We start from the raw sequence: 20,857 nt of genomic DNA, 5'->3' as shown, positions 1-20,857 counted from the left end.
TGATCCGCATCCATCTCACCGGCGCTACCTTGAGCAATATCGCGACCGGCGAAGTCACCTACACCTACTCGACCACGCTGTCGCAACCGCTCGAACATGCCAATGGCGCCCTCGAGAACAGCGCGCTTTTGACCGGCGTCACCTTCCAGGTCACTGACAAGGACACCGACACCGCGCAGGGCAGCTTCACCGTCGCCATCGTCGACGACGTCCCGCAGGCCAACGATGACACCTGGGCTCCGACCGTCACAGGCGCCACAATCCTCACCGACCTATTGACCAATGATGTCTTTGGCGTCGATGGCGTCGATACAGACAATGCTCCGGTGCCGGGGCAGGTCACCGTTACCCAAGCTGGGCACGGCACGGTCAGCTACAACAACAACGGCACTTTCACGTATACGCCGACGGACGGATACAACGGCGGCGACTCCTTCACGTATACGATCAAGGATAGTGACGGAGATACGTCCACCGCGACTGTTTCGTTGACCGTGAACACAAATGACGCGCCGGTCGCCGTAAACACCGAGAATTGGATGCCTAGCGACCCCGCGCAGCAGACGGTGGGCTCGCCAGGCTATCCAAACGGATATCCTCTGCTGGTGACCATTCCGTCAGATGCGGATGGCGACAATCTGATTGTCACAGCAACTGGAACGATCCCCCTAGGCGTGCTCTACTTCGACGGTACTTACCATGCGCTAACGGCCGGTACGGTGCTGTATGACCCGTCCAGCGGCATCAATCTGCTGGATGACCTGGTCTACACGCCGACCGCAGCGGTAACCGATCCGATCAACGCCAGCCTTTCGCTGAGTATTTCCGATGGGACTGTAACCACCATCCAGACCGTCGGTATTCACGAAGTCCCGCCAACCAGCATTCCGGGACCGACAGGCAGCATCAACGGGGATGCCAACACTCCCCTGACATCCGGTCACAACGCGGAGGCAGGCTTTGTTCTGAACACGGAATTCGCGAATGCCGTAAACAATGATTCTTCTGCTGGCTCGATTACACTACAAACCGATTTTCAGAATCGGTCGGGGTATTCGATTCCAATTCAGGCCGTGGATCAGAACGGCGATTATCTCGAAGCTCAAGTCAATGTCTATATCTATGTAGACGGAATAAAGTTCCAAGCTGTGTCCACGGCCGACGGAAATCCGAATACGTGGTCGTTCGACGGTCAACTGATGAAGACCGTTGTTGACTTCGACACAATAGTTAATACGAGCAACTCGTTGCAGACACTTGCCCAGTACATAGCTCTTAATCCTGTGGCTGCTGGGGAAACCTGGACGATTCAATATGACGACATCAAAGGGGGCAACGAACAAGCCCGGATGCTTAACTTCTCCTTACAGGTATTCGATCCCGGCAACCCTGGTATAACCGTCAACGGCGATGCCCTGCTGGCAGATCAGATATATGGCGGCTCCGGCAGCGACACTCTGTCTGGCAACGGCGGAAACGATGTCATCGTCGGCCGCGGAGGCAACGATCTCATCGACGGCGGCGCAGGAAATGACTTGCTCATTGGAGGCCTTGGCAAAGATACGCTGACCGGCGGTACGGGCGCCGACACTTTCATGATCGGAACCGGCGACTCGACACCGGTCATCAGTGGATCGGGTGATGCTGGCACGATCTCAGGCTATGACACCATCACCGACTGGGGCGCTGGCGGAACGGCAGACAAGCTCGACTTCAGCGTCGCTGTGATTGCAGCCAGCGCGACCAGCGGGTTCAACGGCACCGACTCGGCCTTGACGTTCGGCGGGCAAACGATCAAGTCGGACGCAATCAGCGCAAGTGGCATCATCACCTTCGATGACGCAGACACTTACGCAAATGCGCTGAACCTCAACACAGTCGGCGGCGTGGCCGCAGCAGTCCAATATCTGATGACGAACAACATCGGTGGCGCCGGCACGACGGTAGCCTTCGTTGGAAACGGGAACACCTACGTCTATGAGCAGACCACCACCAATGCCGGTGGAACATTGGTTCAACTGACCGGGACCAACATTACCAACCTCAACACGCTCATCACCAACGGTGCTGTCGACCCCATCATTCTTGACGTCAATCATGATGGCTTCGCCTTCTCCGACCTCAACCACGGGGTCCAGTTCGACATGAATGGCGATGGCACGAAGGATCAGGTCGCATGGAACACCTCGAACGACGGCATGCTGGCGATCGACCTCAACCATGACGGCAAGATCGACGACGGCACCGAGTTGTTCACGCCGGCCTTCGGCGGTGGCAACTTTGCCAGCGGCGCGGCAGCGCTGGCTTCGCTCGACAGCAACCATGACAGCGTTATCGACCACAACGACGCCGTATTCGACAGCCTGCTGATCTGGAAGGACGCCAACGCCGACGGCATCAGCGACGCTGGGGAATTGTCACATCTCGCAGATAACGGTATCGTCTCCATCAGCACAGCGGCTACTCCGACTGTTGGCGAAATCGACGGACAGACCGTGACAGGCAACGGAACCTTCCAGATGGCCGACGGCACGACCGGCAACTATGTCGAGGTCGAACTCGACACCTCACTTGTTGCACCGGCTGAGCCGTCCGTTGCCACTGATGGTACGAAGACCTTCGCCATTGCCTCGCTCGACGCCGCCGATCTGATCGCGGACTTCCACGATGGAGCCAACGGCGACAAGATCGACCTTACCGCTCTGCTCAAGGGCCTGGCGGGCGTCGTCGATCTCGAAGCCGGCGGTTTCTTGGAGATCGCGCAGTCTTCGGCCAATGCGGCGAACGCCGAAGTCAAGGTTGATACCGATGGCGGCGGCGACAACTATCATACGGTCGCCGTGCTGGAGAACTACACGTTCCACAGCGCCGCCGAAGCAGTTAAAATACTCTACGATGACAGCCACGGCACCAAGACGGACGTGGCCTAAGGGGCGAAAGGGACGGGGTGAGAAACATGAAAAGATTTTTGCGTGTGGCTTTCGGGGCTGGCCTGATGTCGATCTTGTCGACGGGCCTCAACGCCGCCGACATCATCGAAGGTCCTTCGGTCGACTATTGCCGCACCGTCGGCACGTCCAACCTGGTGCTGAACGACAACATCGTCGATCTTAGGGAGCAGGTGGTCAAGCTGATGGACGAGTCGGTCGCGGTCGCCAACAACTCGGAGTGGATCAACTCGTCCCGGCCGGTTTTCGTCTGGGCGTCGGAGGCCAAGGTCGCCTGCGGCATGGCCTATGGCTACCTGAAGACGAGCTATAAGGACGAAGACACGCTCAACAAATGCGAGTGTTTCCACGATCGCATGGTCGAGTACATGCACTGACCGCATAGGCGAAGCCACGCCTGTTGGCCGTCATGATCGGCGACGCAGCATTTTTGAGGGCGGTCGCTGGAACGGTCGCTTTGATCGGCTTTAGCCAAATCGTCACGCCGGCCCGCGCCAACTGGCTGGAACGGCCTCGCATCGAACAGCATCCGTCGTCCGGCGTGACGCGGCCGGCGAATTGCGAGGCGGCCGCGCAGTGGACCCGGCAGACGTTCAAGGCGTTCGCGACCTGTCAGGCTTCCCTCTACGGCCTGGAGCCCGTGCTGGCGCATGCCGTCATGGAGATCGAAAGCGGGTTCGATCCCGGCGTGCAGGGGGCCGACGGCGAAATCGGCCTGATGCAGGTGATGCCTGCCACGGCCAGAATGCTCGGCTTTCGAGGCTCGCTCGATGATCTGAGCGCGCCAGCGACCAACATCGCGCTCGGCGTCAGATATCTTGCCCAGGCAAACAGCCTCGCCGCGGGCGACCTGTGCACCACCGTCATGAAGTATCGCGCCGGACACAATGAAAGCCGGTTCTCGGCGCTTTCCGTCCGCTACTGCCAGCGCGCACGGGCAATCCTGGCCAGGGAAGGATACGAGGTGACCGGACCTTTGCCGGTGGCGACCTTCGGCCTTTCGGCGTTCCCGACGGCAGGAGATGGCGGCGTTCCTGGCCAGGGAAGGGGAGTGTGCGTGCGCCGCGTGTTCGTGCCCGGGCCACGATACATGAAATGCGCCGACTATCGGACCGCCGGGCAAGCACGGCAGATCAAGGCGCTCAGGGCCAAGCTTTTCGGCGGATAAAGAATTACAGACAGAATGGCAAGTCGGCCGTAAACATGCGTTATGACCAGACCGGGAAAGAATACCCGGCGGCACATAGGGGGTGGAGCAATCATGGATGCTGGCCGACAGGCCCACTTTCCGCGGACATGGGCAATCGCCTTTGCGCTCGCCATGACGTTGTCCGGCTGCCAGTCGAAAGGTAGCGTTTCCGAAGCGCTCGATCCGGCGGCGATCGCCGTGCCCGCCGGGCAGAATGGCGAAGCTGCTGCCGTCACGGCACAGGCGACCCAGTCGCTGGGCTCCGGTCCGACAAAGATCACGATGTTGCTGCCTTTGTCCGCCCCCGGAACGGCAGGGGAAAACGGCAGGAAGATGCTCGATGCCGCCAAGCTGGCGATGACCGATATCGGCAGCGGATTGCTTACACTGACGGTAGAGGACACGAAAGGCGACAGCGCGCAGGCCAGCAAATTGGCAGTGACGGCCATAACGACGGGATCGAAAGTCGTCATCGGCCCGACCGAGCTGCCGGCAGCCCAGCATATTGCCACGCTCTCCGGACCGCAGCGGCCACCGGTTCTGGCGCTTGCCGACAATTTCGCGGGCGGCGCCGGGGTCTATGCCGTGCTCCTTGGCGAAGCCGACAGCGCCGCGGCGGGCGCCGCGGGAATGGCAGCGAAAGGCGGCAAGAAGTTCGTATTGCTCGTCGCAGCCGGCCCCGACGCCAGTGCCGTGGAGAAGCGGGTCGCAAACAGCCTCAGCATCTATGGCGCGGCACTCACGGTCACTGTCCCGTATTCGGCCGGCGACGGTGGCGCGAAGGCGGTAGACGAAATGGGCTCGCTCGTGGAAGCCCCCGACGCCGTAATCGTGGCCAGCGGCAACGGCAGTCCCTCGCCCATCCTTGCCGCTCTCAAATCAAAGGGTATTCCGGGAAAAGCGATCTCCGTGGTCGGAACGAACCGTTGGCTGGAGCATCCCGTGGATCCGCTGTTCGAGGGGGCATACATCGCCACGCTCGATTCGCGCGAAACCGGGCCGATCGCCGACCGCTTCAGGACGACATATAATTACCCGGCCGACGTCAATGTCGCCTACGCCTATGATATGGTTGCCCTTACTGCAGGGATCGCCAGCGCGGTCGGGCCCGATGGCTTCAGCAAAAAGGTTCTCGAGAATCCAAACGGGTTTCGTGGATCGACAGGCCTGTTTCGGTTTCGGGCTGACGGATCCAGCGAACGATCGATGCCGTTCTATCGGATTGAAAAAGGTGCTCTCAAGCTGGTTGCGAAATCGACGTCGGGTTTTTGACCGGCGAGAAGCCCTGGGAACCTGTTCGAGCTGATGGGCAGGCTTGACCGCAGCCACTTGGCGATCGGGCTCGGAAGCCTCCTGCTTCTGAGCGGTGTCCTGCTGATCGTCGAGGCCGGAAGGATGCTTTCGGTCGATCCGCCCGTCTTGGTCCCTTCGCGCAATCCTGTCCCGGCCCCTTCGCACGATAGTGACGGCACGCGGCCAATCCGACCGGCTGCGCCGGTCACTTACGCACGGCACCGAGAACCGGTGCGCAAGGTTGCTCAAGGCCTCATCGCTCCGCCCCGGCTTGATCCCACGGAGATCGAAAGAGTCGAGCCCCGTCCGCCGCTCAGCGAACTCGGTCTCGCCGTGCCCCCGAAGACGCCGATGCCTGGGGATTGGCGGGAGCTACTGCTCTATCGTCCGGTTGCCACATCGTCGGCGATCTTCGAATCGATGGGCCGGAAGGTAATCATCAGCGGGGTGCAGAGCATTGACCTCGACAGAGCGTGTTCGTTTCACGGCGTCACCTGGCCTTGCGGCCAGCGCGCACGCGCCGCTTTCAATTCCTGGTTAAGGGGACGGTCGCTGAAGTGTTTCGTGCCGCCTGCCGTCGAGCGTTTTGCCATCGCCGCACCGTGCAGCCTGGGCAAGCAGGATGTCGGCGCCTGGCTTGTCTCGAACGGCTGGGCGATGGCGCTGCCGAGCGGCATCTATGGCAAAGCGGAGGCGACAGCCAGAAACGCGCAGATGGGGATATTCGGCCCAGCACCATAGTCAGCCACCCGGTCTCTGATATTTTGTTAACCGTCGCGGGCGCAGCTTCTCCCAAGGCAAACCGGTTTCGTCCGGGGTTTCGATGATTCATTCCGCCGATCCATCAAATTGCAAGGTTCCTCTAAACTGAAATTGCAGCACGCCGGCCCTATACCAGCCCATCCACAGGAGATCGGCCAGTGACAAAGACTATGGTGACCACCGCCCGGGCATGGAAAGGCGTCGCCTGGCTGACCTTTCTGGGAACCGCGGGAATTTTGGCCCTTTCCGTTGGCCTGAATTACCTGCTCCTGTTCTCGCAGGTGCTGACGCCGTTTGGGCGCAGCATGGTCACGGCAATCCTGTTGCCCGTCGTCCTTGGTGTTCCGTTTTTTCTGTTCATTGGGTTGAAGCAGATGGAGGTCCGTCGCTATCGCCGGGAACTCGACAAGTCAGCTACCTTCGATGCCCTGACAGGCTGCCTGAACGGAGCGGTCTTCACGTCGATGGTCGAAAGAAGAACGGCAAGGCCATCAGCGTCAGGTCCGAGATCGGGCGCCTTCCTGGTCATTCATCCGGAACATCTGCGGTCCATCAACCTGCGCTTTGGTCTTGAATGGGGCGATGAGGCCTTGCGGCTCATCGCCTCGACCATACGATCATCGGTGCGCGCGGAGGATCTGGTTGGACGCATGGGGACTTCGATGTTCGGGGTTTTCCTCTCAGGTGCGACCGAAGCAGAAGCCAAGGAAATTGGCGAGCGTATCCGGATGCGTGTCGCGCAAGTCTATTTCGCACCAAAGGGAATGGAGGATGCCCTGACCATCAAAGTCGGCGGCGTGGTGTTTGAAACCGAGGTGGAGTTCGCGGACATGTTCCGGTCCGCCGAACAGCGCATCTCCGGCGCCCAGGACGGAGCCGCATTCGAACTGACACACCTCCACAGCTAACGATCGCTGGGGAACGCCGGCGCGAGCTCGGGGTCAACCTGGCTTCTCGACCATCTCACCCGTCGCGATTTCACGTGCACCGTCCTGCTAGCACTGTCCTTTCGTGTAGCGCTGTGGCGCCGGCGAAATGACCCGATGCCAGGAGGCACACAGTATTTACCGGATCGTGCTCCCGTCGCCCTGCTTATCCGTCCAGCGTCGGAACAACGCGCTGGCGTTGACTCCTCCGAAGCCGAAGCCATTGCAGATCGCATACTCCATCGCCATCGGCCGCGCCTGGTTTGCGACGAAGTCGATGCCCTCGCCTGCCGGATCTGGAACTTTCAGATTAAGGGTCGGAGGCGCTACCTGGTCCCTGAGCGCCAGGATCGTGAAGATGGCACCAAGCCCGCCGGCGGCGCCGAGCAGGTGTCCGGTCGCCGATTTTGTTCCGCTGACAGCTATGGCGAAATCCGTGCCGAAGAGCCTTTTGATAGCCTCGATTTCCCCCAGATCTCCGACTGGCGTGGAGGTCGCGTGCGCATTGAGGTGGCGAATCTCACGCGCCGAAATGCCGGCTTGGGCAATCGCGATCTCCATGGCTCGGCGCGCGCCGTCGCCGTCCTCGGGACCGGATGTGACGTGGTGAGCGTCCGCCGTCGTGCCGTAACCAACAAGCTCGGCAAGCGGTTTGGCGCCGCGCGCAAGCGCATGGCTCAATTCCTCGATGACCAGGATGCCGGCCCCTTCGCCCATGACAAACCCGTCTCGCGACGTGTCGAATGGCCGAGAAGCCTCGTCGGGACGGTGGTTGAAGGAGGTCGAAAGCGAACGAGCCGCGGCAAAACCACCGAGGCTGACCGTATTTATGCATGCCTCCGTTCCGCCGCACACGGCAACATCGGCTTCTCCGGCGCGGATGAGACGAGCCGCGTCGCCGATCGCCTGGATGCCGGCCGCGCATGCAGTCACCGGTGCGCCGATTGGACCTTTGAAGGCGTAGCGGATCGAGATGTGGCCCGCCGCGAGGTTCACCAGGAAGGATGGCACCGTAAAGGGCGATAGGCGGCGGACGCCGCGCTGATCGACCGTGCGCACCGCCTCCGTTATGGCCGGAAATCCCCCGACGCCCGAGGCGATGATCGTGGCTGTACGCAAGCGGTCCGCTTCCGAGACAGGTGCCCACCCCGCCTGGGCAACTGCTTCCTCTGCCGCCGCCATGGCGAAGAGAATAAAGCGGTCCACCTTGCGCTGGTCTTTCGGCGCAAAGGCGGTATTCGGATCGAAACCAGCTTCGGGGTCTTCTTCCGACGAAGGAACCATTCCGCCGACCTTCGCCGGCAGGTCTCGCGCCACATCGTCCGAAAGTCCCCGGATGCCCGAGCGACCGGCCAGGAGCCGCGACCAGGACGCTTCGACTTTTGCGGCAAGGGGCGTGACCGCTCCCATTCCCGTAACAACAATCCGTCGCATCTATTCTCCTATCGTTGGGTGCGAGCCCAGCGCGGCCCACGCCGTGGCTTGGTTCCGTGCGGGCCCGCACGGATGGCAAGGATTAGCCGTTCCTCTCAGGCAGCGACGATTGCGCGAACCTGCGCGGTTGCCGCATTCAGAAAATGCTGGGCGAGGTCGGGATCGTTGACGACGCGCGACAGCATCAGCACGCCCACCATCGTCGAGAGAATGGCCATGAACTTGCTCTCCTCGGATTTGGTCTTCTCGCCGTCGGTCTCTGCTATCAGACGCCCGAGGATTTCGAGATGCGCCTTGATCCCGGCTTCGAATGGCGCCTTCAACTGAGGACCCCTGGCGGGCAGCATCCGAGCCGAGCGCAACGAGGGGGCAGTCGTCCATCCTTTCGGTGCGATGCTCCATGCCGAGATAGAACGCGATCACAGCGCCCAATGGGTCCTGGGGACTGGCTGCGGCCGCGGTTGACCATCGGCGCGAAGCGCTCTCCAGTGCCCGCCCGGACGCCTGCGCCGCCAGGTCGTCCTTGGACGCGAACTGCTTGTAAAACGCGCCCTGAGTCAGCCCGGCATCCTCCATCAGATCCTTGAGGCCGATGCCGTCAAAGCCGTGCTTCCGAAACAGGCGGCTCGCCACATCGATTACCGCTTGCCGGTTTTCTTCTGCCTGAATGCGAGTGACGCGCATAGTCGATCTCCGCAATTAAATTGCGATCGACATCTATCGAATATAGAGGTCGAACGCAATCTATTTGGTGGAGGCGATAGGGATCGATCGTCATCTCAAGCCTGGTTGCAGGCAGGTGAAAGCGCTGGAGGGGACATTATCTTGGCGAGGGCTTCGACGATCAGAGGCTTGACACGCTCTTCCTCACGATGCCCATTTCCTGGAGAGGCACGCTGGCTCAGTACGTCGGTCGCCTCCACCGCCTGCATGACAGGAAGACCGAGATTCTCGTCGTCGACTATGTCGACGAACAGGTGCCGATCTTGGCGCGCATGCGGCAAAGCGGAGAACGGGATATCGGTCGCTCGGTTACGCAGTTGATTCGCCCGCATTCGCGCCTGATTTCTCGTGAGAAATTTCTGGAACAATATTTCGATGAAATCCAACCGCCAAAGTCTGAAATCCGCGACCAAGCCGAACAGCGAACCTAAGCTCTCGCGCACCCACGCGCCCGCCGATCTATCGCCGGTGGACTGGCAACGCGGCTTGCGCCGCCAGTTTGGTCGCGAGCAGGATTTCGGGCTTGAAAATCTGACCAGCGAACCGTTTTTCTCCGAATTTCGGGTCAGTAATCCAGCTTCGAAATCCACTTACCGCGTCGCGATCCGAGGCTTGGGGCCAGGTGGCAATTTCTGTTCGTGCCCCGATTACGCCACCAGCGAATTGGGCACCTGCAAGCACCTCGAATTCACCCTGGCCAAATTGAAGAAAAAGCGCGGCGCCAAGACAGCATTTGCGCGCGGCTACCAGCCTGCATTTTCCGAGCTGTATTTGCGCAACGAAGGCAAGCGCCGCGTGCATTTTCGCGCCGGAACGGACTGCCCGCCGGCGGTGAGCGCCGCTGCCGCCGGTTTGTTCGATGCCGAACGCGACGGGATGCTGCCAGACGATCGCTTTGGCGAGCTTGAGCATTTTATGGCGATGGTGTCGAAGTGTGGTCACGAGTTGCGGGCCTATGACGATGCGCTCGATTTCATCGCTGGAAGGCGAGATGCGGACCGGCGCGCCGCAAAGCTCGAACAACTGTTCCCACGCGGAGCCGCCGATCCCGACCTGCTGGCATTCCTGAAAGTGCCGCTCTACCCCTATCAGGCGGAGGGTGCGCTGTTCGCGGTGCGAACCGGCCGGGCACTGATCGGTGACGATATGGGGCTGGGCAAGACGATACAGGCAATTGCCGCGACGGAAATACTGGCGCGCCATTTTGGCGTCTCGAAAGTGCTGGTGGTCTGTCCGACCTCGCTCAAATACCAGTGGCAAAGCGAAATCATGCGGTTTTCGGGCCGCAAAGGCGAGGATGCGGCACGCGTCATCAACGGCGGCCGGGCGCAGCGGCAGAAGGACTACGCCTCGGACGGTTTCTGCAAGATCACAAACTACGAGAAGCTCAAGCCGGATCTTGACCTGATCGCCGCATGGGGACCCGAACTGGTCATCGTCGATGAGGCGCAGCGGGTCAAAAACTGGAACACAATCGCAGCGCGTGCCTTGAAACGCATCGATAGCTCCTACGCGATCGTGCTTACCGGGACGCCTTTGGAAAACAAGCTGGAGGAACTGGTCTCCATCGTCCAGTTTGTCGATCAGCACCGGCTGGGACCGACCTGGAAGCTGCTGCATGAGCATCAGGTCAAGGACGAAGCCGGGCGCGTCACCGGCTATACCGGGTTGGAGGAGATCGGCCAAACGCTGGCGCCGGTCATGATCCGCCGGCGCAAATCCGAGGTTTTGCGGCAACTGCCCACCCGGACCGACCAGAACCTGTTGGTGCCAATGACAGAGATGCAAATGCTCTATCATCAGGAAAACGCCGACGTGGTGGCGAAAATCGTCCAGCGCTGGCGCAAGGCCAGGTTCCTGTCGGACATGGACCAGCGGCGGCTGACCAGTGCCCTGCAGAACATGCGCATGTCGTGCAACAGCACCTATCTGCTGGACCGCGAAACCGACCATGGCGTCAAGGCCGACGAATTGGCGGCACTCTTTGACAAATTGTTCGCCGAGCCCGAAGCCAAGGCGGTGGTGTTTTCACAATGGACGCGGACCCATGATATCGTCATCCGCCGTCTCGAAGCGCGTGGGCTTGGTTACGTCAGCTTCCACGGCGGCGTGCCCTCGGGCAAACGCCCGGCTCTGGTTGAGCGGTTTCGCCACGATCCCACCTGCCGCGTGTTCCTGTCCACGGATGCCGGCAGCACGGGCCTCAATCTGCAGCATGCCTCGACGTTGGTGAACATGGATTTGCCGTGGAACCCGGCAATCCTCGAACAGCGCATAGCGCGCATTCATCGCATGGGCCAAGTGCGGCCAGTGCAAGTCGTCAATTTCGTGGCGAAGGGCAGCATCGAGGAGGGAATGCTTTCGGTGCTGGCGTTCAAACGCTCGCTGTCGGCAGGAATTCTCGATGGCGGCAGCGGCGAGATTTCGCTCGGCGGTTCGCGTCTGAACCGCTTCATGAAAGACGTGGAAAATGTCACTGGACGCATGGGTGAGGGCGAGGCCGTCACACCGGCTGAGGAAGTGCGGAATATCGCCACTGATGACGCCGGATCCGGCGAAGATGCAGATGCGGATGCAAGCACCGAGACGGTGATCGCGCGAACTGATGGGGCCGGAGCACCACAGCGCGATACAGATCCCGATCCATGGCAAGTCTTGGTCCAGTTCGGCTCTCAATTTGTTGCCGCGCTGGCGGCCGCCAACGATCCCAATGCCCCGGCGCATTCATGGGTTGAGCGCGATCCAGCCACCGGCGCGCAAAATCTCAAAGTGCCGCTGCCGCCCCCGGAAGTTGCGAGGCAACTAGCTGATACGCTTTCTGCACTCGCGGACAGCTTGCGGGGGAAGAATGCGTGACCGACTGAGCTGAACGCCAGACGATCAGGTCGGGCCGGCTCTCTACGTCATAAGCCGATCCGGTCCTTCAGCCGCCCCGAAAGGATCGCCGCCTTCACCCCGACTGGCCAGAAACGGTGAAACCGGATCGGTTTCAGCGGCGATATCGGCATGGGAAACGGCACGGTCTGGTCACCGCGCAGACACCGCGCCAAAGCGCTGCCCATTGCCGAGGCCATGGCAACACCGCGGCCATTATAGCCAAGGCAGACCAGGATGCCGTCCTGCGGCTCATGAACGTGTAGGAGATGGTCCTTGGTGATCGCAACCCGGCCGTTCCAGCCATGTGTCCAGCGCGTTCCCGCAAGCGCCGGCCAGAGCCGCAGCGCATAGTCGGTGAGATAGCCGACGGCGGCGGCATTCTCGATCGGCCTCATCGGTCCGCGGCCGCCCATGAGAAGGCGGTTCCGCGCGTCGATCCGATAGTAGACGGTGATGTTGCCGGCTTCATAGACGACCGGTCTTTCGGGGAGAATGGCAGCTGCGACCACAGGCGACAGCGGTTCGGTCGCCGCTATGGCGCTGAACACCGGGACGAGCGATTGCTTCAGACCCGGCCACAGGTCGCCAGTATAGCCGTTGGTCGCGACAACAACCTTCTCGGCGCTGACAGAACCGCTCGCGGTTTTGAGGATCCACCGTCCGGCCTCCCTGCTCAGTGAAAGAACCTCGCTGCCGCCGAATATCCGCGCTCCGGCATTCTGCGCGGCGGCTGCCAGGCCAAGGGCATATTTCAACGGATGGAGGTCGCCGCCGCGGGCGTCGAACATGCCGCAGATGTATCTGTCCGCGCCGGTTCGCGCCGCCATCGCCTTTGCGTCCAGCATGCTGACTGGCATCCCGCGCCGCTCGCATTGCCCGGCTGTAGCCCGCACCGCGGTCGCCGGCTTCGGTCGGATGGCGGCACGGACAGTGCCGTTCTGCCGCGCCTCGCAGTCGATCGACAGGCGCTTGATCAGATCGAACGTGAAATCCGGTGCGCCATAGGAAAAGTCGACCATCCGCCGGCCGAGATCGGGGCCGAACATCGCCTCGATCGTGTCGGGGTCGTATTTGAGGCCGGGATTGACCTGACCCCCGTTTCTGCCCGAGGCCCCCCAGCCCGGCTGGCAGGCCTCGATCACGACAACGTCGTCGCCGGCTTCGGCCAGGTGCAAGGCGGTCGAAAGACCGGTGAAGCCGCCGCCGACAATGGCGACCCTTGCTCGTTGTGCGCCGCCGAGTGCGGGGTAGTCGCCGGTGTGGCCGGCCGTTTCGCGATAGAGGCTCTTGGGCGGACTGCTTTCAAGCATATGGTGGGTTCTCATGACATCCGCCACAAGGGAAGCCGAGGATGGCCGAAGTCAATATGCCACCTCCGCGCCCGTGCTGACCTGCTGCCTTGCTCCGAGGTAGAAGAACAAACAATCGTCCAGCCGCTTTGCAACGCCAAACATGCATTGGACCGCCGCGGGGATGTCGTTCCGGACGAAGACCGGGAGCTTGATCTGCTCTTCGATCTCGCCTTGCAAGGGCTTTGAGCGACGTGTTCGAGCGGTTGCGCGTTGCCGCCTCGGCGGTCATCGGTAGTCCAACTAATATGTACATGCTTGTATGTATAAGCTGCGATTGCTAGTCTCGAAACCGGCACCGAGGCCGACGCCGGCAAGGAGGATCACATGCGCAATGCTTCTCTTTTCGACCTGTCGGGCAGGAAGGCGCTTGTGACCGGCGCCAGCCGTGGCATCGGGCGCAGCATCGCCGAGGCCCTCAGCGCCGCCGGCGCCGACGTCGCCGTCACGGCGCGCAGCCTGGCGTCCCTTGAGGAGACCACGGCAGCCATCCGCGCGGCCGGTGGGGTTGCGCACGCCATCGCTCTCGACGTCACCGATGTCGGCCGGTGCCGGGCGGCCACCGACGAGGCAGCCGGCCTGCTCGGTGGTCTCGATATTCTCGTCAACAATGCCGGGATGGAAGAGGTTCGGCCATCGCTCGATGTCGATGAGGCCCTGTGGGACCGGATCGTCGACACCAATCTCAAGGGTGCGTTCTTCTGCGCGCAGGCCGCCGCGCGACAGATGCGAGACGCCGGGCGGTCCGGCGCCATCATCAATCTCTGTTCGCTGACATCGCAGGTCGGAATCCCCACCGCGGTGCCCTATGGCTCGTCGAAGTCGGGCCTGCTGGGCATGACCCGCGCCCTTGCGGCGGAGTGGGCGGAGCTCGGCATTCGGGTCAACGCCATCGCCCCGGGCTATTTCAGGACGGCGATGACGGATGTGTTCTACAGCAACGAAGCATGGCAGCACTCGATGCTCGCCAAGATTCCGCAGCGCCGTTTCGGCGATTTGCGCGACCTGCACGGCGTTGCCGTGTTCCTCGCGTCGGATGCGGCAGCCTACATAACCGGCCAGTCCATTCCGGTGGATGGTGGTTTTCTCGCATCGATTTGAGGCAGTTCGCCATGGTTCTATCTCAGCGTTCTCCGCGGATGTGACCGACCGGCGCATTGCGTCCTAACAGAAGGAATACCCCATGTCCGACATCAGCTTCCACGATCTGTCATCACTCGATGCCACCCAGCGGGCAAGTCTGCTGAAGCGTGCCGAGGCAGATCTGTCGGTCTTCGTCGAAAAGGTCCGCCCGATCATCCAGTCGGTCAGGGAGGAAGGTGACGCTGCCCTGATCCGCTTCGCCAGGGAGTTCGACAAGGCCAATGTGGCCGAAGGGGAACTGAAGGTCTCGGAAGCGGAGTTCGCCGCTGCGTTCGACAAGGTCGAAAAAGACGTCGTGGAGAGCATCAGCTTCGGCATCGACAACATCCGGCGCTTCCATGAGGAGCAGAAGCCCGAAACCATGTGGCTCAAGGAGGTCCGGCCGGGCGCCTATGCCGGCGACAGGTACACGCCGATTGCGTCCGTCGCGCTTTACGTGCCGCGCGGCAAGGGCGCCTTTCCGTCGGTGACCATGATGACGTCGGTTCCGGCTGTTATCGCCGGCGTGCCGCAGATCGCCATCGTGACGCCGGCGACATCGGACGGTTCGGTGGATGCGGCGACGCTGGTCGCCGCGCGTCTCGCCGGTGTCGAGACCGTGTACAAATGCGGCGGCGCCCAGGCGGTCGCCGCCGTCGCCTACGGCACCGAGACGGTGAAGCCCGCGCTCAAGATCGTCGGCCCCGGCAGCCCTTGGGTGGTGGCGGCAAAGAGCGTCCTGTCCTCGGTCATCAACACAGGTCTTCCGGCCGGCCCGTCGGAAGCGATCATCTTTGCCGATGACAGCATCGACGGCGGCCTTGCTGCTCTCGATCTGCTGATCGAGGCCGAGCACGGGCCGGATTCCTCGGCCTATCTGGTGACGCATAGCCGCAAGGTCGCCGAAGCCGCAGTGGCGGCAATCCCGGAACACTGGTCGCGGATGACCGAACAGCGTGTCGAGTTCTCGCGCGCGGTGTTGACGGGAAAGCGCGGCGGCATCGTGCTGACCGCATCACTGGAAGACAGCTACCGCTTCATCAACGATTATGCGCCCGAACATCTCGAGATCCTGTCGACGGAGCCGTTCGCGCATCTCGGACACATCACCGAGGCGGCCGAAATCCTCATGGGCCCTCATACGCCGGTGACCCTTGCCAACTTCGTCCTCGGGCCGAATGCGGTGCTGCCGACCAGCCGCTGGGCGCGAACCTATGGACCGCTTTCGGTGACGGATTTCGTCAAGCGCTCTTCGGTCGGCTATGTCACCTCGGCCGCTTATCCCGAACTGGCGATGCATGCCCGCAGGCTCGCCCGCTACGAAGGGTTCAGTTCGCATGAGAACGCGGTCTCGGAGATCCGCGATCGCTATCTTGCCGGCTGAGTGGAAGCGATCACGATGAAGGCCGCACGACTTTATGGACCCGGCGACCTGCGCGTCGAGGATATCGCCACGCCGGGTGCGCCGGATGCCGGCTGGGTGAAGCTGAGGGTCGATGCCGCCGGCATATGCGGTTCGGATCTGCATAATTACCGGACTGGGCAATGGATAAGCCGGTCACCTTCGACGGCCGGCCACGAACTGACCGGCACGGTGGTCGCCATCGGCGAGAGCGTGGATACCGTCGCCGTCGGCGACAGGGTGATTGCCGATTCCCGGTTCTGGTGCGGAGAATGTCCGCAATGCCTTGCCGGCAGACGGCACCTCTGCGGTTCGCTGGGATTCGTGGGAGAAATCTGCGACGGCGGCTTCGCCGAGCAGGCGCTCTTGCCCGCACGCCTGCTGCATCTCGTCGATGCCACGCTTGACGAGCGGGTCGCCGCGATGGCCGAGCCGCTGGCGGTGGCCCTGCACGCGGTGCGGCGGCTGCCGAAGACGACGGGCTCCGTGCTGGTCGTCGGCTGCGGCACGATCGGCGGTCTCGCTGCTCTGCTGCTCTGCCGAACCTTCGCCGGTACCGTGCTTGTCGCCGACCGCAACCAGGGCCGCTGCGCCCGTGTGGCGCGAGTGACCGGTGCCAGGATTGTCGACCTGAACCGCGATGCCATCGCCGCGGCAACCGCCAATGCCCCGTTGCTGACGGCTGTCGAGGCGACCGGCAGCATCGCGGCACTCGGCCAGTTGCTCGGCGTCCTCGATCCTGGCGGCACGGTAGCGATGGTCGGCATATTCCACGGCCGCCTCGACATCGATCCCAATCTTCTGGTCGAACGCGAAATCGCATTGCTGGGATGTCATGCCTTCGCCGACGAACTGCCCGACGCCGTGCGGATGCTCGGCGAACTGAGCGAGCCGCTGCTGGCCCTGATCGACCGCGAGATCGGCCTGGACGACGTTCCAGCCGCCTATGACCGGTTGTTGGCGGGGCAGAGCGACGGCTTGAAGACAATCATCCGGATGCGGCAAACTGTCGGGCATGCCTAGTTTCCGATACCTTGCCGGAAAGGACTTTGAAGATGATCGAATTGCCCGATACGGCCAGTCCTCTTTACGAGAAGGTCAAGGACTACATCCTGACCAATATCGGGACGGGCCGGTGGAGCAAGGATAGGAAGCTTCCGTCCGAGAATGAGTTCGTGGCTTCGCTGGGCGTGTCGCGGATGACGATTCACCGGGCCTTGAGGGAGTTGACCGCCGCGGGATTTCTGATCCGGCTGCAGGGCGTCGGAACGTTCATCGCGCCGCCTCGGCCGCAGTCGACGCTGATCGAGATCAACAACATCGCGGCAGAGATCGTCGAACGGGGCAACAGGCATCGCTCCGAGGTTCTCGTTCTCGAAACGATCATGCCGACGAAGGAGCTGGCGCTTTCGTTCGAGTTTGCAAAGCGCGTCTCGATCTATCACTCCGTCGTCGTCAATTTCGAGAACGACCTGCCGGTGCAACTGGAAGAGCGCTTCGTCAATCCGAGCCTGATCCCCGACTATGACAAGCAGGACTTCACCAAGACGGCAACCTATGACTACCTCATGCAGAAGACGCCGGTGACCGAGGTCGAGCATATCATTTCCGCGATACCGGCCGACAAGGAAACAGCGCGGCATTTGGGCATCGAAGTCGGCAGCTGCTGCCTGCTTCTGCACCGTCGCACCTGGACTGGCGCGGTCGTGGCGACGATCAGCAAGCTGACTTATGCCGGAAGCCGCTACTCGCTAGGCAGCCGCTATTCCCCGTCGAGATCCATCTGACGGCAGGGGATTAATGCGGAAAATGGAGTCTTTCCAACTTGTATATGCATGTATGTATTTCAGCCTTGACATACGCTCCGGCTGACGTTGAAATATCCTTGCACTTCACCATGGAGTGGCAGGTAAGACGCCGAGGCACAGTGCCGCAAGAGCGGAACCCGCAATCTCACCAGACCGGATGCTAGGTTGAAAAAAGCGGTCTGATCATCAAGGGGAACAAAGATGATGCCTAACCTAACAGCACAATTTCGCGCGCTTGTGATGGCTGCCGCTGTCGGGCTCGCAGCCGCCCCGGCAGCCCACGCGGCCGATGCGGCCATTCCCACCACTCCGGAAGCAGGCACGTTCAAGATCGGCATCGAGCCCTGGCTCGGATATGGCCAATGGCACGTCGCCGACGCCAAGGCCCTGTTCAAGGCGAACGGCCTGTCGGATGTCCAGATCGTCAATTTCGCCGAGGACAAGGACATCAACGCCGCCCTGGCAAGCGGCCAGCTCGACGCCGCCAACATCGCCACCCACACGGCGATGGGCATGGTCGCGGCCGGCCTGCCCGTGAAGATCGTTCTACTGCTCGACGTCAGCATGACCGCCGACGCCATGATCGCCGGCAAGGACATCACCTCGATCAAGGACCTCAAAGGCAAGGAGGTCGCCTTCGAGGAAGGCACGACGAGCGACATCCTGCTCAAATACGCGCTTGCTAGGAACGGCATGTCGATCGACGATGTGAAGCCGGTTCCGATGCCGGCGGCCGATGCCGGCAGCGCCCTGATCGCGGGCCAGGTGCCGGTCGCCGTCACCTACGAACCTTACCTCACTGTCGCCATGGCGCAGAACAAGGACATCAAGCTGCTCTTCACCGCCGGCGAGGATCCCGGCCTGATCAGCGACGTGCTGGTGGTGCGCGACGAGGTGATCAAGTCGCGGCCCGGCCAGGTGCTGGCCATGATCAAGAGCTGGGACGCCGCGCTCAAGGATTACAATGCTGATACGCCAGGTGACCGCGCCATCATCGCCAAGGCCGTCGGTTCGGACGTCAAGGACCTCAACGCCGCCTTCGATGGCGTGCGTTACTACTCTCTCGCCGAGAACAAGACGGCGCTCACCGGCGATTTTACCACCAAGACATTCGCCGACGTGGAAGCAGCCGCTAAGAACGCCAAGCTGCTCCAGGCCGATGTGACGCCGGAGCAGATGATCGACCCGTCTTTCGTCAAGGCGGCGCAATGACGAAGGCCGGATCGCGTTGGTAACGCAGATGCCCGGGGAGCCTCCCGCGAAAACCTTCGCACCAGGGCTTGGCCCGAAACAGGCGACGCGCCGCCGATCCTCCGGGATCGGCGTGCCCATCCCCAGGTCCCGCTTCCTGATGATCGCGGTGGCGGTCTTTGTCGGGCTTGGCCTTGCGTGGTGGGCGGCGACCGGACTGGGATGGGTGAAACCCATCTTCCTGCCGTCGCCGGGCAGCGTTGCCACCCAGATCGCCAAGCTCGCGGCTGACGGCACCTTGTGGCTGGACCTCAAAACCTCGATCTACCGTATCTCCATCGGCTTCCTGCTCGCCTCGGCGCTGGCCATACCGATCGGCGTGCTCATCGGCAGTTTCCGGTCGTGGGAAGCGGCCATCGAGCCGCTGGTGGATTTCATCCGCTACATGCCGGTCGTCGCTTTCGTGCCGCTCTCCATTCTGTGGGCCGGCACCGGCGATTCGCAGAAATTCCTGATCATCTTCATCGGCACCTTCTTCCAGCAGGTGCTGATGATCATGGACAATGTGAAACGGGTTCCCGCCGATTTCATCGGCCTGGGCCGAACCCTCGGCCTGCCGGACCGCAAGATCCTGACGCGCATCGTCGTTCCCAGCGCCTTGCCGGGCATCTGGGATACGCTGCGCATCAGCCTCGGCTGGGCGTGGACGTGGCTGGTGCTGGCCGAACTCGTCGCGGCGACATCGGGTCTCGGCTATCGCATCACCGTTTCGCAGCGCTATTTCCAGACGAACACCATCATCGGCTACATCCTGCTCCTGGGCGTGCTTGGTCTCATCACCGACCAAGTCATGAAGGCACTGGAAAAGGTGCTCTTCCGGCAGGAAGGCCACTCGCAATGAGGACCGGCCGATGAACGCCCCCAAATTGCGGATCGCGGGTCTGCACAAGAGCTTCGGCACGGGCGAGCGGCGCACCGAAGTGCTGCGCGACATCAACCTCGATCTTGCCGACAACGAGTTTGTCTCCCTGGTCGGCACGTCGGGTTGCGGCAAGAGCACGCTGTTGTCGATCGTGGCCGGATTGCAGGACTTCGACGCCGGCGATCTCAGCATCGACGGCGCGCCAATCCTGCGGCCGGGGCTCGACCGTGGCGTCGTCTTCCAGTCCTACACGCTGCTTCCCTGGCTGACCGCGCGACAGAACATCGAGTTTGCTCTCAAGGCCGCGGGCTACGACCGCTCGACCTGCCGCAAGATCGCGCTCGAGCATCTCGACCTCGTCAAGCTGTCGGGTAGCGCCGACCGCTACCCGGCCGAACTCTCGGGCGGCATGAAACAGCGCGTGGCCATCGCGCGTGCGCTTTCCTATCGGCCCAAGATGCTCTTGATGGACGAGCCCTTTGGCGCGCTCGATGCGTTGACCAGGCATCAGATGCAGGAACTTCTGACCCAGATTTGGGAGGAACACAGGCTCACCGTGTTGTTCGTCACGCATGACGTCGAAGAGGCCGTCTACCTGTCGGACCGTATCGTCGTCATGGGGATCGGCCCGGGCCGCTTCACGCAGACCTTCAAAGTCGACATCGAGCGTCCGCGCCGCGAGGAGATCATGGAAAGCCCGGCTTTCATGGATTTGCAGCGCGGCGTGCACAAGGCGATCCGTGAGGCGTCAAGACGTCCCGAAATGGCGTAACGATTGCTGCGGGCGCCTAGCCCGGATATCTCACACGGTCTTTCGGCGCGAGGCTGGCGGCAGCGATTTTGCGGGCGCTTGAGCTGCGGGCAAGGGATGTCCGCCGCTTGGAGCGGTTGGTGTGGTTCGGCGCTGTTTC

The 20,857-nt window shown here is 62.0% G+C and carries 17 protein-coding genes and 1 pseudogene; 14 read left to right on the top strand and 4 right to left on the bottom strand.

What is annotated here, in order from left to right; all coding sequences use genetic code 11:
* Nucleotides 1–29: 29 nt before the first annotated feature.
* From NKJ26_RS31415 to NKJ26_RS31390, 6 genes are all read left to right on the top strand, one after another.
* Nucleotides 30–2,930, top strand: a complete 2,901-nt coding sequence (locus tag NKJ26_RS31415; protein ID WP_352699568.1) for an SPM autocatalytic domain-containing protein — start codon at nucleotides 30–32, stop codon at nucleotides 2,928–2,930.
* A 26-nt stretch (nucleotides 2,931–2,956) separates the two neighbouring features.
* Complete coding sequence (locus tag NKJ26_RS31410) at nucleotides 2,957–3,325, top strand: hypothetical protein (RefSeq protein WP_352699566.1); 369 nt, start codon at nucleotides 2,957–2,959, stop codon at nucleotides 3,323–3,325.
* A 32-nt stretch (nucleotides 3,326–3,357) separates the two neighbouring features.
* Nucleotides 3,358–4,116 (top strand): lytic transglycosylase domain-containing protein, encoded by a 759-nt coding sequence (locus NKJ26_RS31405; RefSeq protein ID WP_352699573.1) that lies wholly within the window; start codon nucleotides 3,358–3,360, stop codon nucleotides 4,114–4,116.
* A 42-nt stretch (nucleotides 4,117–4,158) separates the two neighbouring features.
* A complete protein-coding gene (locus NKJ26_RS31400) occupies nucleotides 4,159–5,409 on the top strand; it encodes an ABC transporter substrate-binding protein (RefSeq protein WP_502903252.1) in 1,251 nt (416 codons plus the stop codon).
* 252 nt (nucleotides 5,410–5,661) lie between these two features.
* Nucleotides 5,662–6,171 carry a thermonuclease family protein gene (locus NKJ26_RS31395; RefSeq protein WP_352699563.1) on the top strand — a complete coding sequence of 170 codons (510 nt, stop codon included), beginning with the start codon at nucleotides 5,662–5,664 and terminating at the stop codon, nucleotides 6,169–6,171.
* A 191-nt stretch (nucleotides 6,172–6,362) separates the two neighbouring features.
* Entirely contained in the window at nucleotides 6,363–7,100 is a 738-nt protein-coding gene (locus NKJ26_RS31390; protein WP_352699561.1) for a GGDEF domain-containing protein, read from the top strand.
* Between the two features lie 156 nt (nucleotides 7,101–7,256).
* On the opposite strand, the gene fabF is transcribed toward NKJ26_RS31390, so the two are convergent.
* From fabF to NKJ26_RS31375, 3 genes and pseudogenes are all read right to left on the bottom strand, one after another.
* A complete protein-coding gene (gene fabF / locus NKJ26_RS31385; protein ID WP_352699559.1) occupies nucleotides 7,257–8,552 on the bottom strand; it encodes a beta-ketoacyl-ACP synthase II in 1,296 nt (431 codons plus the stop codon).
* Nucleotides 8,553–8,647: 95 nt separating this feature from the next.
* A pseudogene (locus NKJ26_RS31380) lies at nucleotides 8,648–9,236 on the bottom strand (TetR/AcrR family transcriptional regulator).
* Nucleotides 9,237–9,331: 95 nt separating this feature from the next.
* Entirely contained in the window at nucleotides 9,332–9,661 is a 330-nt protein-coding gene (locus tag NKJ26_RS31375) for a hypothetical protein (RefSeq protein WP_352699557.1), read from the bottom strand.
* Between NKJ26_RS31375 and NKJ26_RS31370 the strand changes: the two genes are divergently transcribed.
* Nucleotides 9,651–12,131 carry a DEAD/DEAH box helicase gene (locus NKJ26_RS31370; RefSeq protein ID WP_352699555.1) on the top strand — a complete coding sequence of 827 codons (2,481 nt, stop codon included), beginning with the start codon at nucleotides 9,651–9,653 and terminating at the stop codon, nucleotides 12,129–12,131. The two genes, NKJ26_RS31375 and NKJ26_RS31370, sit on opposite strands and share 11 nt — an antisense overlap.
* A 47-nt stretch (nucleotides 12,132–12,178) precedes the next feature.
* Here NKJ26_RS31370 and NKJ26_RS31365 read toward each other — a convergent pair whose 3' ends face one another.
* Nucleotides 12,179–13,462 (bottom strand): NAD(P)/FAD-dependent oxidoreductase, encoded by a 1,284-nt coding sequence (locus NKJ26_RS31365; RefSeq protein WP_352699571.1) that lies wholly within the window; start codon nucleotides 13,460–13,462, stop codon nucleotides 12,179–12,181.
* Nucleotides 13,463–13,828: 366 nt separating this feature from the next.
* Here NKJ26_RS31365 and NKJ26_RS31360 point away from each other — a divergent pair, with 366 nt between their 5' ends.
* The 7 genes from NKJ26_RS31360 (at nucleotide 13,829) to NKJ26_RS31330 (ending at nucleotide 20,718) form a co-directional block, all read left to right on the top strand.
* Entirely contained in the window at nucleotides 13,829–14,602 is a 774-nt protein-coding gene (locus NKJ26_RS31360; protein WP_352604012.1) for an SDR family NAD(P)-dependent oxidoreductase, read from the top strand.
* Nucleotides 14,603–14,684: 82 nt separating this feature from the next.
* Nucleotides 14,685–16,007, top strand: a complete 1,323-nt coding sequence (hisD, locus tag NKJ26_RS31355; protein ID WP_352699553.1) for a histidinol dehydrogenase — start codon at nucleotides 14,685–14,687, stop codon at nucleotides 16,005–16,007.
* Nucleotides 16,008–16,022: 15 nt separating this feature from the next.
* Nucleotides 16,023–17,048 carry a zinc-dependent alcohol dehydrogenase gene (locus NKJ26_RS31350; RefSeq protein WP_352699552.1) on the top strand — a complete coding sequence of 342 codons (1,026 nt, stop codon included), beginning with the start codon at nucleotides 16,023–16,025 and terminating at the stop codon, nucleotides 17,046–17,048.
* A gap of 32 nt (nucleotides 17,049–17,080) precedes the next feature.
* On the top strand, nucleotides 17,081–17,812 hold the full coding sequence (hutC, locus tag NKJ26_RS31345; protein WP_352604044.1) for a histidine utilization transcriptional repressor HutC: 732 nt from the start codon (nucleotides 17,081–17,083) through the stop codon (nucleotides 17,810–17,812).
* Between the two features lie 225 nt (nucleotides 17,813–18,037).
* Nucleotides 18,038–19,045 (top strand): ABC transporter substrate-binding protein, encoded by a 1,008-nt coding sequence (locus NKJ26_RS31340; RefSeq protein WP_352699550.1) that lies wholly within the window; start codon nucleotides 18,038–18,040, stop codon nucleotides 19,043–19,045.
* Nucleotides 19,046–19,157: 112 nt separating this feature from the next.
* Nucleotides 19,158–19,925: an ABC transporter permease gene (locus NKJ26_RS31335; protein WP_502899545.1), complete on the top strand. Its 768-nt coding sequence runs from the start codon at nucleotides 19,158–19,160 to the stop codon at nucleotides 19,923–19,925.
* 10 nt (nucleotides 19,926–19,935) lie between these two features.
* A complete protein-coding gene (locus tag NKJ26_RS31330; protein ID WP_352699548.1) occupies nucleotides 19,936–20,718 on the top strand; it encodes an ABC transporter ATP-binding protein in 783 nt (260 codons plus the stop codon).
* The last annotated feature ends 139 nt before the right edge of the window (nucleotides 20,719–20,857 follow it).

Source organism: Mesorhizobium sp. M0152 (assembly GCF_040322415.1).
Taxonomy (GTDB): Bacteria; Pseudomonadota; Alphaproteobacteria; order Rhizobiales; family Rhizobiaceae; genus Mesorhizobium.
The sequence above is the reverse complement of the archived record's forward strand: the minus strand, read 5'-3'. Positions and strand labels throughout refer to the sequence as shown.

Coding starts and splice junctions, on each gene's coding strand:
- NKJ26_RS31410 (WP_352699566.1), top strand. CDS start 2,957: ATGAAAAGATTTTTGCGTGTGGCTTTCGGGGCTGGCCTGATGTCGATC.
- hutC (WP_352604044.1), top strand. CDS start 17,081: ATGATCGAATTGCCCGATACGGCCAGTCCTCTTTACGAGAAGGTCAAG.
- NKJ26_RS31405 (WP_352699573.1), top strand. CDS start 3,358: ATGATCGGCGACGCAGCATTTTTGAGGGCGGTCGCTGGAACGGTCGCT.
- NKJ26_RS31400 (WP_502903252.1), top strand. CDS start 4,159: ATGACCAGACCGGGAAAGAATACCCGGCGGCACATAGGGGGTGGAGCA.
- NKJ26_RS31330 (WP_352699548.1), top strand. CDS start 19,936: ATGAACGCCCCCAAATTGCGGATCGCGGGTCTGCACAAGAGCTTCGGC.
- hisD (WP_352699553.1), top strand. CDS start 14,685: ATGTCCGACATCAGCTTCCACGATCTGTCATCACTCGATGCCACCCAG.
- NKJ26_RS31365 (WP_352699571.1), bottom strand. CDS start 13,462: ATGCTTGAAAGCAGTCCGCCCAAGAGCCTCTATCGCGAAACGGCCGGC.
- fabF (WP_352699559.1), bottom strand. CDS start 8,552: ATGCGACGGATTGTTGTTACGGGAATGGGAGCGGTCACGCCCCTTGCC.
- NKJ26_RS31370 (WP_352699555.1), top strand. CDS start 9,651: ATGAAATCCAACCGCCAAAGTCTGAAATCCGCGACCAAGCCGAACAGC.
- NKJ26_RS31340 (WP_352699550.1), top strand. CDS start 18,038: ATGCCTAACCTAACAGCACAATTTCGCGCGCTTGTGATGGCTGCCGCT.
- NKJ26_RS31350 (WP_352699552.1), top strand. CDS start 16,023: ATGAAGGCCGCACGACTTTATGGACCCGGCGACCTGCGCGTCGAGGAT.
- NKJ26_RS31360 (WP_352604012.1), top strand. CDS start 13,829: ATGCGCAATGCTTCTCTTTTCGACCTGTCGGGCAGGAAGGCGCTTGTG.
- NKJ26_RS31390 (WP_352699561.1), top strand. CDS start 6,363: ATGGTGACCACCGCCCGGGCATGGAAAGGCGTCGCCTGGCTGACCTTT.